Raw genomic sequence first — 12,490 nt, 5'->3', positions numbered from 1 at the left:
AAATGACAAAATGAAGGTGTGTCCGCACTCGCGGTAGGCTCCCTCCCCCGCTTGCGGGGGAGGGGTGGGGAGAGGGTGCTTTAGCAATGGGACAATCCCCAAGAGGAGAAAGCCCCCACCCAGCCTCCCCCGCACGCGGGGGAGGTGAAGAACGGTCAGCGCTTGTTCTTGATCGGAACGTCCATGTCCTCGATCTTCAGCTCGCGCACCGGCTCGAGCACGGCCCAGGCGACGTTCGGATCGACCTTGACCTTGAAAGCGTACATGCTCTGCAGCGCCTGATGGTCCTCTTTCCGGAACACCATCTTGCCCTTCGGCGTGTCGAACTCCAGGCCCTCCATCGCGCTGATCAGCTTCTCGCTGTCGGTCGACTTCGCCTTGGTGACGGCGGCGACGACGGACATCGCGGCGGCAAAGCCGCCCGCGGTGAAGAAGTCCGGCGGCGCGTTGAAGCGCTTCTGGTGCTCGGCGACGAGCCAGTCGTTCACCGGGTTCTTCGGGATCTCGTAGAAGTAATAGGTCGCGCCTTCCATGCCGGGCAGGCCCTTATAGGCGGCGAGTGCGGGCAGGATGTTGCCGCCGGTGGAGAGCTCGATGCCGTAGCGCTTCGGGTCCATGTCCTGCAGCTTGGCCAGCGGATTGCCGGCGCCGGCCCAGATCACCCAGATCACCTTGCGGCCCGGCTTGTCCTTCAACGCGTCGAATAGGCGCTGACCGACCGCGGTGAAGTCGGTGGTGTTGGTCGGCGCATATTCTTCCGCAGCCAGTGTCGCGCCGGTCTTGGCCAGTGCCTCCTTGAAGGCGGCGACGCCGTCGCGGCCGAAAGCGTAGTCCTGCGCCAGCGTCGCGACGGTGACGCCCTGCTTGCCGATCGCGACCGCGTTCGAGATCGCGTCCTGCGAGGAGTTGCGCGCGGTGCGGAAGATGTAGCGATTCCACTTCTCGCCGGTAATCTGGTCCGCGACGGCGGGCTCGACGATCAGGATCTTCTTGTTCTCCTCGGCGACCTGGAGAATGGCGAGCGCCGCGGCCGACGAGGTCGTGCCGATCGCGATGTCGGCCTTATCGTCCTGATAGGCTTCGGCGAGCGCGGCCTTGGCGAGGTCCGGCTTGCCCTGGTCGTCCTTGGTGATGATGACGATCTTCCGACCGTCGAGCGTCATGGTGCCCTTGGTGGCGTATTCAAAACCCAATTTCAGGCCGGCCTCGGTCTGCTTGGCGTAGGCCTCGAGCGGGCCGGTCTTGCCGTAGATCAGCGCGACCTTGAGATCGTCGGCTTGCGCGGAGGTACCCGCGGCGAGTGCGAGTAGGGTTGTTGTTATGATGAATGATCGACGCACGATGGTCCCTCCTGATTCAAAGTTTCTCGGCAACAGCGATTTGCACAACACTACGAACATTGCAATTGAACCTTCCGGTCGAGCGTGTCGGCGTTTCCCCTGCATCATTTTTGGGCGAGCCGCGCGTCGCCAGATCCCTCGGCCTGACGCCGGTCCGATTGCGCCTCGTCGGCGCTTTCGAAAATATGCGGCGCGACGCCGCGCTTCTCCAGGGCTTCGCCGAGCTTGATGCGCAGGAAGCCCGACGTGGTGTAGCGCGACACGCCGGAGTAGAAGCGATCGACCAGGCTGCGCACCATGGCCGAATATTCGTCCATCAGCTCGGGCAGAATGGAAAAATTGTCATAATTGACGATGGCGTAGACACGGCGGCCCAGCGGCGCGAGCCTGGCCTCGACGATCCCGGCAATGGTGTCGATCTCCGCCTTGCTGCGCAGCGGATAGCGCTCCAGATTGACGAAGAACAGGTTCTGCTGCTCGTCCAGCGTGAAGCGCTGGTCGAGAGGGATGGTGAGCAGGCGCTCGCGCAACTCCATCAGGCCTTCGTGGAAGATGCGTTGGTCCATGATCGCGGGATCGCGAGGGACCAGCGGCTTGAAATCCATCAGCCGCAAAATGTCGCGCTCGACGTCGATGCCGGGCGCGATCTCGGTGAGCTCGAGTCCATCGGGCCGCAGCTCGAACACGCAGCGCTCGGTGATGTACAGCGCGCGCTGCTTGCGCGCGGCGGCGAACGGGCCGCTGAAGGTGACGTGCTCGACGCTGTCCACGAATTTGCGCGACTTGGCCTCGTCGAGAATGACGAGCTTGCCGTCGTTCACCGCGACGCGCTGCTTGCCCGCGCCGAAGGTGCCGACGAAGATGACCTCCTTGGCGTTCTGGCTGATGTTGATGAAGCCGCCGGCGCCCGCGAGCTTCGGCCCGAACTTGCTGACATTGAGATTGCCGGCGCGATCGACCTGGGCGAGACCGAGGAAGGCGGCATCCAGGCCGCCGCCGTCGTAGAAGTCGAACTGATAGGGCTGGTCGATCACCGCCTGCGTGTTGATCGCCGCGCCGAAATCGATGCCGCTTGCGGGAATGCCGCCGATCACGCCGGGCTCTGCCGTCAGCGTGATGAGATCGATGATCCGCTCTTCGTTCGCGACCGAAGCGATCCCTTCGGGCATGCCGATGCCGAGATTGACGACGCTGTTGGCCTTGAGCTCGAGCGCGGCGCGCCGCGCGATGATCTTGCGTTCGCTGACCGGCATCACCGGCAGCGACGCGGCGCGGACGCGGATCTCGCTGGAGAAAGCCGGATTGTATTGGGTGCCGAAGGTCTGCCAGTGATTCTCCGGCCTGGCCACCACGACGCAGTCGACGAGGATGCCGGGAATCTTGACCTGGCGCGGATTGAGGCTGCCGGCCTCGGCCACGCGCTCGACCTGGGCGATGACGATGCCGCCGGAATTATGCGCCGCCATGGCGATGGCGAGCGCTTCGAGCGTCAGCGCCTCCTTCTCCATGGTGAGGTTGCCGTCGGGATCGCCCGTGGTGGCGCGGATGATTCCGACATGAATTGGATACGTCTTGTAGATCAGGCACTCTTCGCCGCCGATCGTGATCAGCTCCACCAGATCCTCGGTGGTGCGCGCGTTCAGCTTGCCGCCGCCGTGCCGGGGGTCGACGAAGGTGCCCATGCCGACGCGGGTGATGTGGCCGGGCCGGTGCGCGGCGATGTCGCGGAACAGGTGCGTGATGACGCCCTGCGGCAAATTGTAGGCCTCGATCTGGCCTGCGATCGCGAGCTGCTGCAATTTCGGAGCAAGCCCCCAATGGCCGCCGATGACGCGGCGGACCAGCCCCTCATGCGCAAAATGGTTGAGGCCGCGCTGCTTGCCGTCGCCCTGGCCCGCCGCATAGACCAGCGTCAGATTGCGCGGCTTGCCCTGCGTGTAGGGCGCATCGCCCTCGTGAGAGAGATAGAGCTCCTCCAGTGCGATCGCGATCTCCTCGGCGAAGCCGATGCCGACGAAGCCGCCGGTCGCCACGGTGTCGCCGTCGCGGATCAGCATGACCGCCTCGGCCGCCGTGACGACCTTGCCCTTCTCGGAATTGCGTAAATAGGGCAGCGCTGGATGATGGCTCACGGCGGTCCTCCCGATCCCCTCGATCGTATGCCGTTGTTGCTTGATCCTATCGCGAGGCGCGCGGCTGGAACAGCTCGCTCCTCGCGACAGGCGACATGATCAGGCCCTTCAGCCCTGAACTATCTTGCGTGTTTCGGTGGCGAAATAGACCGAGACAATGGTGATGATCGCCAGTGCGATCATGTAGAGCGAGATCGGCCAGGTCGCCGGCGCGTAAGCCGTCATCAATCCCGTCGCGATCAGCGGCGACAGCGCGCCGGCGAAGATCGAGGCGAGGTTGTAACCGAGCGAGACACCGCTATAGCGCACCTTGGTGCCGAACAGCTCCGACAGGAAGCTCGCCTGCGGCCCATACATCGCGGCGTGACCGATGGCGAGGCCGAGCACGATCGCGATCCAGGCATATTGCGGGTTCCTGGTCGACAGCAGCATGAACAGCGGGAACGACATCAACGCCGAGAACACCGCCCCGAAGATATAGATCGGCCGCCGTCCGAGCCGGTCGGAGAGCGCGCCGAAGGCGGGAATGGTGAACGTCTCGATCGCCGCGCCGATCAAGACGCCATTGAGCATGTCCTGCTTGTTCATGCCGAGCGATTGCGTGGCGTAGGCGAGCACGAACGTCGCGTAGATGTAGAAGAAACCGTTCTCGGCGAAGCGCGCGCCCATCGCGAGCAGGATGTTCTTCGGATACATGCGGATCGCCTCGAGGATCGGCATCTTCACTTCCTGCTTGGTGTCCTTGACCTTCTGAAACTCCGGCGATTCCGCGATGGTGAAGCGGATCCACAGGCCGACCAGCACCAGCGCCATCGAGAACAGGAACGGGATGCGCCAGCCCCAGGCATAGAGCTGCGCGTCGGTCAGCATCGCCGAAACCACGGAAAAGACCAGCGTGCCGAGCACGAGGCCGAGCGGTGCGCCGAGCTGCGGCCAGCTGCCGTAGAATCCCTTCTTGTCCGCGGGCGCGTGCTCGACCGCCATCAGCACCGCGCCGCCCCATTCGCCGCCGAGGCCGAAGCCTTGGACCAGGCGGCAGGCGACGAGCAGGACCGCGGCCCAGATGCCGGCGGTCTCGTAGGTCGGCAGGAAGCCGATCGCCGCCGTCGCCACGCCCATGATCAAGAGCGTCAGGTACAGCATGGTCTTGCGGCCGATCTTGTCGCCGTAATGCCCGAACACGATGCCGCCGAGCGGGCGCGCGATGAAGCCGAGCGCGTAGGTCGCGAACGCCAGCAGCGTTCCCATCATGGGGTCGAAGGTCGGAAAGAACAGCTTGTTGAAGATCAGCGCCGCGGCGGTGCCGTAGAGGAAGAAGTCGTACCACTCGATGGCCGTGCCGATCAGGCTCGCGGTGGCGACCGTGACGTGCGAGGGCTGTCTCGCCTGAAGCTGATGGACCGAGATCGCTTCACTCATCCTGCGTCCTCCCTGGTTCTGAGAATGCGCATGTGCAGCATGCGTCATTGTGCAAAGCGAAGAGCAAGGTCCGCGCCAGATGCGGGAGGTTTGCGCAAATTGGCTGAAAACACGGCAATTTCCGTCGTCACGGGCGGAACGCGCGGCGCGGCGGCGTGTCCGGAATCCGAGACTCCGGACACCTGCGTGTCTCGAAACTCAGACGGAGGCCGGTCCCGCGGCGAGGCCGAACTTGGCGAGCTTCTTGTAGAAGGTCGCGCGCGAGATCCGCAGCATCTTGGCGGCCTCGGTGATCTGGCCGTTGCTGGCGGCGAGCGCCTGTTCGAGCGTGTGCTTCTCGAACTCCGCCTCGGCCTCGGCATAGGGCACGACGAGGCCGGCCGGGCGGGCGGATGAAGCGGGCCTGGCCTCGGTGCCGACGGGAAGGATGCGCGCGACATCCTCGCCGGTGAGCCGCCCGGAATCGCTGAGGATCAGCGCCCGCTCCAGGATGTTGCGGAGCTCGCGAACGTTGCCGGGCCAGTCGTAGCGCGCGAGTGCGGCGAGCGCGCTCGGGGTGATCTTGGCCTTGATGTAGTCGCCGGAAGCGCTGATGTCGTCGAGCAGCCGGGCGCTGATCTCGGGGAGATCGTCGAGGCAGTCGCGCAAGGGAGGCAGCTCGATCGAGAGCACGTTCAGCCGGTAATAGAGATCGGGCCGGAACGCGCCGTCGCTGACTCGCTTGCGCAGATCCACGTTGGTCGCGGCGACCACGCGCACGTCGACCTTGGAGATCTTGTCCGAGCCGAGCGGCTCGATTTCGCGCTCCTGCAACACGCGCAGCAGCTTGGACTGCAATTGCAGCGGCATCTCGCCGATCTCGTCGAGGAACAGCGTGCCGCCGTCGGCGATGCGGAATTTGCCCTCGCGCCCCCTGCGGTCGGCGCCGGTATAGGCGCCCGGCGCGGTGCCGAAGAACTCCGATTCGATCAGCGTTTCCGGGATCGCGGCGACGTTGACGCTGACGAACGGCTTGTCCGCGCGCGAGGAGGCGTTGTGGATCGCCTGCGCCAGCATCTCCTTGCCCGTTCCGGTCTCGCCGGTGAGCAGCACGGTGACGCTCTGCCGCGCGGCGCGGCCCGCCAGCTCCTTGGCCCGCGCGATGGCGGGCGTGGTGCCGACGAAGTCGGCGAAGGTGAAGCGTGCCGCGCGGGCGTTGGACAATTGCCGCCGCGCCAGCCGCAGATCGCTCTCGAGCTGGGCGACGCGCGCAAGCAGCGGCTTCAGGCTTTCGAGGTGATCATAGAGCACGAAGCCGATGGCGCCGATCACCGTCCCGTTCTCGTCCTCGATCGGCATGCGCGTGACGACGAGCTGCTCGCCGCCGAGCTCCATGATGTCGAGCAGGATCGGCTCGCCGGTCTCGGCCACCTTGCGCATCAGGCTATTCGGGATGACCTCCTCGATCGGCCGGCCCATCGCCTCGCTGATGCGCGTAAGGCCGAGCGCGGCGAGATATTTTTCGTTGACGTAGACGACGCGCCCGCCGCGGTCGATCGCGATCGCGCCTTCGCAGAGCTTTTCCAGCCGCTCGAACAGCGTCTCCATCGCGCGCGCACGGAGATAGGCGGGGTCGCTGATCGAGGAGGAGGCGGACATGACATATCCCGGCGGAAGTCCGTCTGTGTATTACCAAAAGGTCAGCAATTTCAAAGGGGGAATTGGGCCGCGCCCCACACTCGGTCGTCGTCCCGGACAAGCGACCCATAACTACAGGGCATAGTTTGGCGAAGATTCGGAGTTGGCAGGTCACTTCATAACTACGCCCTGTGGTTATGGGTCCCGGGTTCGCTTCGCGCCCCGGGACGACAGCGCTCCGCGCAGCCCTACCGCCGATATCCGCTCGCCCGCGAATAGCCCTGGCGGTTCTGCTGGTGCGGGCGGCTGGCGACGCTGGCGCGCGACTCGCTGGACGCGGGCGTTGCCAGCTTCAGCTCCTCCAGGAAGATCGGCCGCGAGAAGTAATAGCCCTGGGCGTAGCGGATCTTGGTCGCGGCCTGCAGATAGGTCAGCTCCTCGTAGGTCTCGATGCCTTCGGCGATCACGGTCATGCCGAGCGCCTCGCTTAAGGATTCGATCGCGCGCAGGATGCCCTGGTTGCGCGGGCGCTTATGGATGTCGGTGATGAAGGAGCGGTCGATCTTGATCTCGTCAGCGGTGATGTCAGCGAGCGCCGACAGCGAGGAATAGCCGGTGCCGAAATCGTCGATCGAGATGCCGACGCCGAGCTTGCGGAACATCGGCAGGATCTCGGCCTGGAAGTGATTCTTGGCGACGAAGGCGTCTTCCGTCACCTCGATCATGAAGCGCTGGGGAAAGCCGGTCTCTTCCAGCGCCCGCGCGAAGCTGCGCATGAATTCGGGATTGCCGGCCTGCTTGGCGGCGACGTTGATGCTGATGGTCGCTTCGGCGCCGAAGGTCTCGTTGATCAGGTCGATCGACTTGACGATCTCGGCGAGCACGAGGTGCGTGAGCTCGTCGATCAGGCCGAGCTCGCTCGCGAGGTTGATGAACGAGCCGGGCGCCTGGATCACGCCTTCGTCGTCGCGCAGGCGCACCAAGGCCTCGATGCCCTTCACCGCCTGGGTGCGGATGTCGACTTTGGACTGGAAGGCGCAGCAGAAGCGCTTCTCCAGGATGGCGAGCCGCAGCGACTGCTCGATCTTCATCCGCGCCAGCGCCTCGCGCTCCATGCTGGAGTCGAAGAAGGCGGCCGATCCCTTGCCGTCGTTCTTGACGCGATACATCGCGATGTCGGCGTTCTGGCGCAGCGTCTCGAAGCTGCGGCCGTGATCGGGATAGAGGCTGATGCCGACCGAAGTGGAGGCGAACAGCTCCGAATTGTCGATGAAGAACGGGGCGGTCAGCCGCTCCAGCGTCGACTGCATGAATTCGGCGACTTCCTCGTGGCTCTGGATCGGGCAGAGCAGCAGCAGGAATTCGTCGCCCGAGATGCGCGATAGCATGTCCGAATCGCGCAGGTCGCGTCCAAGCCGCTTCGACAGTTCGACCAGCAGCGCGTCGCCGACTGCGTGGCCGTAATAGTCGTTGATGTGCTTGAAATTGTCGACGTCGAGAAAGGCCAGCGCGAAACGATCGCCGCCGCTTCTCTCCGAAAGCAGACTGCCGGCGCGATGTTCGATCACGCGCCTGGAGGGCAAGCCGGTCAGCTCGTCGAAATAGGCCGAGCGAAACAGCTGGTCTTCGAAATTCTTCTGCTCGGTGATGTCGGAGGACGCCGAGATCAGGAGCTCGCGTCCGGCGAGGCGGACGGGACGATGCGTGGTGAGCAGCACCTGGCGGGCGCCGCCGCCGTGAAGCGCCTCCTCGGTGACGACGGGCCGGCCGGCGCTGAGAGCCTGGCGGCAGGCTTCGCGGCGCGGCGAAAGATCGGGTGAGGGGCGGCTGCCGTCCATGCCGAGCTGCGCGGCGGCGGCGTCGTTAACCAGCAGAAGCTCGCCATGCGCATCCTGCACGGTCAGACCGGCGGGCAGCATTCTAACGATTTCCTTGAGGAATCCGAGTTCGGCTTCGCTCGCGCCGGAATATTTGTTGTCGTTCATAGAAGTCATGAATCTTGTTGTTTCAGCGCGCTTTTGCAATGAGCACAATCTTGCGTGGTTCCCTCTTAAGTTTGGTTAAGGGCTCCGGAGAAATACGGGGGTGTTTTGGGGGAAACTCGCGACGATGCGAGGTACGCCGACGATCGTCATTAACAGAGCGTCAACGGCGGACGCGAAACGGCGGCGATCGCGCGGGTTGCGCTTTCGCTTGGCGCGCGATGCTATTCGCTTTGCGGGATTCGACACTGCATGATGCAATGCAGCCCGGTCTTCAAATAGGAGATCTCGGTTCGGCCATCGAAGGCCGACAGGGCCGATTTCAGCAGCTTGGTGCCGAAGCCGGGTTCGGACACCGTGCCCACGCTCGGTCCCTCATTTTCGTCCCAGGTGATGGTCAGGCGATCGTCGCTGATGGTCCAGGACACCTGCAGCAGGCCGCGCGGTGAAGAAAACGCGCCGTACTTGCCCGCATTGGTGGCGAGCTCGTGAAACATCAATGACAGCGTCACCGCGAGCTTCGGCGGCAGGAACAGCCGATCTCCATTGAGGGTGAAGCGGACATGGCCGTAGGGGCCAAGCTCCGAGATCAGGAGGTCGCGGATGTCGCAGCCGGCCTTATCGATCCGCGAGATCAGATCGTCCGTCGCGGCCAGCGAGCGCAGCCGCGGATCGATCCGGGCCCAGACCTGCGGCTGGTCATGCAGCACCTGATGCAGCACGGCATGCACGGTCGACAGCTTGTTCTTCAGCCGGTGCTGGAGCTCGTCGACCAGCAGCGTGCGATATTCTTCCTCCTCGATCAGGCGCTTGGAGATCCGGCGCTGCTCCGCCAGCATGGTGCGGTAGTGCTCGACGCCCCAGATGGTGAGCGCGGAGACCGCCCAATAGAGCGCAAGCAGCGCAAACCGGGCGTGGTCGGCCATGGCATCGCTGAAATTCACGACGACGCCGAGCACGCCGCCGACCAGCGCCGTGATGATGCCGATGCGGAAGCCGCCGAACGCGGCGGCAAAGAACACGGCCGGAAAATACGGCGTGAAGTAGACGTCCGGCCGCACATGGGCCAGCGCCCAGCGCGCCAGCGTCGCAACCAGCAGGCAGGCCACCGCAAAGGCAATGCTGAGGCCGAGCGATGGCGGCGCCGTGCCCTGCCAGCCCTTGCGGAATTCGTCGATCAGCTTCCCCATGCGCAGCTCAGTTGCGATAAGCGTTCGAAATTCAATCGGCCCGTGAAGATGTTACGCATCCCGTCCGCACGAGCATAGCTTGCCTTGCGGGAGGCGGGCAGGAATAGTGACCATCGCTGCGATGACAGCAGTCGATGTTCGCCATTTGGCATCAAATCGTTCGAAAACAGGAACATCCCATGGGCAGGTTGGACGGCAAGGTTGCGGTGATTACGGGAGCGACGAGCGGGATCGGATTGCGCACTGCGGAAGTCTTCGTTGCCGAAGGTGCCAAAATTGTGATCGCGGGCCGGCGCATACCGGAAGGCGAGGCGCTGGCATCGCGGCTCGGGGCCAATTGCATCTTCCGGCAGACCGACGTGACGGTCGAAGCGCAGATGGAGGCTCTGATCGCGCTCTCCGTGGACAAGTTCGGCCGGATCGACTGTCTGTTCAACAATGCCGGTGGCCCGGCGCAGACCGGCGGCATCGAGGGCCTCGAGGTCGAGCGCTTCGACGCGGCGATGGCGACGCTGGTGCGCAGCGTCATGCTCGGCATGAAGCACGCCGCGCCCGTCATGAAGCAGCAGGGCAGCGGCAGCATCATCAACAATGGCAGCATCGCCGGACGCCTCGCCGGCTTTTCGTCCTCGATGGTCTATAGCGCGGCCAAGGCGGCGGTGATCCATCTGACCAAATGCGTGGCGATGGAGCTCGGTGAAACCAATGTGCGGGTGAACGCGATCTCGCCCGGCGCGATCGCGACCGGCATTTTCGGCAAGGCGTTGGGGCTGTCGACCGACGCCGCGGAGAAGACGCCGGCGGTGATGCGCGAGGTCTACAAGACCGCGCAGCCAATCCCGCGCGCCGGCCTGCCCGACGACATTGCCCAGGCCGCATTGTTCCTGGCCAGCGACGAATCCAGCTTCATCAACGGCCACGACCTCGTCGTCGACGGCGCCATGACCGGCGGCCGCAATTGGAGCCAGCAACAGCAGGGCTACGTAGCCTTGCGCAAGGCGTTCGATCAGGGAGGGTAGCGGAGGTGCCGTAGGGTGGGCAAAGCGAAGCGTGCCCACGATTTGCGCGTGATTGGCAAGAATTCGTGGGCACGGCGCTCCGCGCCTTTGCCCACCCTGGGAGACCTGCGATCCCGGCGGGGTCTCGTGCCCCGGACGCGGTGCGGCGCGAAGTGCCGCTCCGCAGAGCCGGGGCCCATCTCTTTCACGCACAACGTGCCGCGACATTCTGGGTCCCGGCTCGCGCTTCGCGCGTCCGGGACACGGAGGCCGTCGCTCACACCGCCTTCACCCGCACCTTCAGCCCGTCCCTGGGCTTCGGGATCGGCCACATCTGCCAGTCCGGCTTGTAGCCGGGCTCCAGCGACACTTCGAGGTTCTGCAGGAAGTGCCGCGCGAAGCATTTCGCCTGCATGTAGGCGAAGTGCAGGCCGAGGCACATATGCGCGCCGCCGCCGAACGGGACCCAGGCGAAGCGGTGTCGGCTCCGCTGTGCCTCCTCGGTGAAGCGCAGGGGATCGAAGCGGTCCGGCTCCGGCCAGATGTCCTTCATGTGATGGGTGTAGAGCGGATTGACGCCGACCGCGGTGCCGGCGGGAATCGTGAAGCCCTTGAAGGTGAAATCGCGCATCGCGCGGCGCGGCATCGAGGGCACCGGCGGCTTGATCCGCAGCGCTTCCTTGAACGCCATCTCCGACAGCGGCATCTTCTCGAGATCGTCGAAACTGCTGGGCGCGCCCGGCGCCAGCCCGAGCGCGAGAACTTCGGCGCGCAAGCGATCCTGCCAGTCCGGATTGGCGGCGAGCTCGCCGACGAAGGAGGTCAGCGACGAGGTCAGCGTGTCGTGCGCCGCCATCATCAGGAAGCTCATGTGGTCGATGATGTCCTGCTCGGACAAGAGCGCGCCGTCCTCATGGGTGGCGCGGCAGAGCTGCGAGAACAGATCGTCGCCGCCGTGATTGCCGCGGCGGAGCGGGATCTGCTCGCGGAAATAGGCGACGATGCGCTTGCGGCCCCTGACGCCGGCCGCCATCTGCGTGCCGGGCAGGGGACGGCGGATCGGCGCGACGGCGGCCGCGACCATGTCGACGAAAGCGCGGTTGATCTCGTCGACCTCCGGCCCGATGTCGGCGCCGAGGAACGAGGCCGCCGCGAGATCGAGCGTGAGCTGCTTCATCGCCGGATAAAGCTGCATCTCGCCGGGCTTGGCCCTCCACTGCGCGACCCGCGCCGAGATGCCGCGATCGAGGTCGGCCAGGTAGGATTTCATCGGCCCGGACTTGAACGCGACCGACAGCGCCTTGCGATGCAGCCGGTGCTCGTCGAAGTCGAGCAGCATCAGTCCGCGCGGGAACAGCAGGCCGAGCACCTTGTTCCAGCCATGAGTCGAGGAAAACAGCTTCTGCTGGTCGAACATCACGAGCTCGTTGGCCTCGGGCCCGAGCAGCACGACATTGGTCTCGCCGAATACATGGGTGCGGTAGACCGGGCCATATTTGGCGCCGTTCGCCTCGATATGGCCTTTGGGATCGGCCAGCACCTGGAAGGTCTTGCCGACGATCGGCCAGCCTTCGTCACCGGGAATGTGCGTCAGGGCGTTGCGTTTGGGCGCGGTGTAGTCGGGCGCCGTTGCGGCCACATTCTGCATCGACATGACGATTGCTCCGATTGGCAGGCCCCACGAACATAGCACGATCTGGTCGCGATGAGCTGCGGTCGTGTAACGCACAAAGTCGTCACACCCACCGCTGTCGTCCCGGCGAACGCCGGGACCCATAACCCCCAGGAAGAAGTTATGGCGCGGGGCTGGTA

8 protein-coding genes are annotated in these 12,490 nt (G+C 64.8%); 1 reads left to right on the top strand and 7 read right to left on the bottom strand.

Annotated elements, in window-relative coordinates:
• Window positions 1–155: 155 nt before the first annotated feature.
• From QRQ56_RS12905 to QRQ56_RS12880, 6 genes are all read right to left on the bottom strand, one after another.
• A complete protein-coding gene (locus tag QRQ56_RS12905) occupies window positions 156–1,340 on the bottom strand; it encodes a substrate-binding domain-containing protein (protein WP_438740444.1) in 1,185 nt (394 codons plus the stop codon).
• A gap of 104 nt (window positions 1,341–1,444) precedes the next feature.
• A complete protein-coding gene (locus QRQ56_RS12900) occupies window positions 1,445–3,472 on the bottom strand; it encodes an acyl CoA:acetate/3-ketoacid CoA transferase (RefSeq protein WP_438740442.1) in 2,028 nt (675 codons plus the stop codon).
• Between the two features lie 108 nt (window positions 3,473–3,580).
• Window positions 3,581–4,891: an MFS transporter gene (locus QRQ56_RS12895; protein ID WP_438740441.1), complete on the bottom strand. Its 1,311-nt coding sequence runs from the start codon at window positions 4,889–4,891 to the stop codon at window positions 3,581–3,583.
• Window positions 4,892–5,089: 198 nt separating this feature from the next.
• Window positions 5,090–6,529, bottom strand: a complete 1,440-nt coding sequence (locus QRQ56_RS12890; RefSeq protein WP_438740439.1) for a sigma-54 interaction domain-containing protein — start codon at window positions 6,527–6,529, stop codon at window positions 5,090–5,092.
• Between the two features lie 227 nt (window positions 6,530–6,756).
• Entirely contained in the window at window positions 6,757–8,493 is a 1,737-nt protein-coding gene (locus tag QRQ56_RS12885) for a putative bifunctional diguanylate cyclase/phosphodiesterase (RefSeq protein WP_438741460.1), read from the bottom strand.
• A 221-nt stretch (window positions 8,494–8,714) separates the two neighbouring features.
• Window positions 8,715–9,680: a sensor histidine kinase gene (locus QRQ56_RS12880; protein ID WP_438740437.1), complete on the bottom strand. Its 966-nt coding sequence runs from the start codon at window positions 9,678–9,680 to the stop codon at window positions 8,715–8,717.
• 179 nt (window positions 9,681–9,859) lie between these two features.
• Between QRQ56_RS12880 and QRQ56_RS12875 the strand changes: the two genes are divergently transcribed.
• Entirely contained in the window at window positions 9,860–10,699 is an 840-nt protein-coding gene (locus QRQ56_RS12875; protein WP_438740435.1) for an SDR family NAD(P)-dependent oxidoreductase, read from the top strand.
• Between the two features lie 256 nt (window positions 10,700–10,955).
• Here QRQ56_RS12875 and QRQ56_RS12870 read toward each other — a convergent pair whose 3' ends face one another.
• Complete coding sequence (locus QRQ56_RS12870) at window positions 10,956–12,332, bottom strand: cytochrome P450 (protein ID WP_438740433.1); 1,377 nt, start codon at window positions 12,330–12,332, stop codon at window positions 10,956–10,958.
• Between the last annotated feature and the right edge of the window lie 158 nt (window positions 12,333–12,490).

It is taken from the genome of Bradyrhizobium sp. U531 (genome assembly GCF_051710265.1).
GTDB lineage: Bacteria > Pseudomonadota > Alphaproteobacteria > Rhizobiales > Xanthobacteraceae > Bradyrhizobium.
This window is presented reverse-complemented; position numbering and strand designations above follow the sequence as displayed.

Bases quoted from the DNA above. Each gene is read 5' to 3' on its own strand.
- QRQ56_RS12895 (WP_438740441.1), bottom strand. From the start codon at position 4,891: ATGAGTGAAGCGATCTCGGTCCATCAGCTTCAGGCGAGACAGCCCTCG.
- QRQ56_RS12890 (WP_438740439.1), bottom strand. From the start codon at position 6,529: ATGTCCGCCTCCTCCTCGATCAGCGACCCCGCCTATCTCCGTGCGCGC.
- QRQ56_RS12885 (WP_438741460.1), bottom strand. From the start codon at position 8,493: ATGAACGACAACAAATATTCCGGCGCGAGCGAAGCCGAACTCGGATTC.
- QRQ56_RS12880 (WP_438740437.1), bottom strand. From the start codon at position 9,680: ATGGGGAAGCTGATCGACGAATTCCGCAAGGGCTGGCAGGGCACGGCG.
- QRQ56_RS12875 (WP_438740435.1), top strand. From the start codon at position 9,860: ATGGGCAGGTTGGACGGCAAGGTTGCGGTGATTACGGGAGCGACGAGC.
- QRQ56_RS12870 (WP_438740433.1), bottom strand. From the start codon at position 12,332: ATGTCGATGCAGAATGTGGCCGCAACGGCGCCCGACTACACCGCGCCC.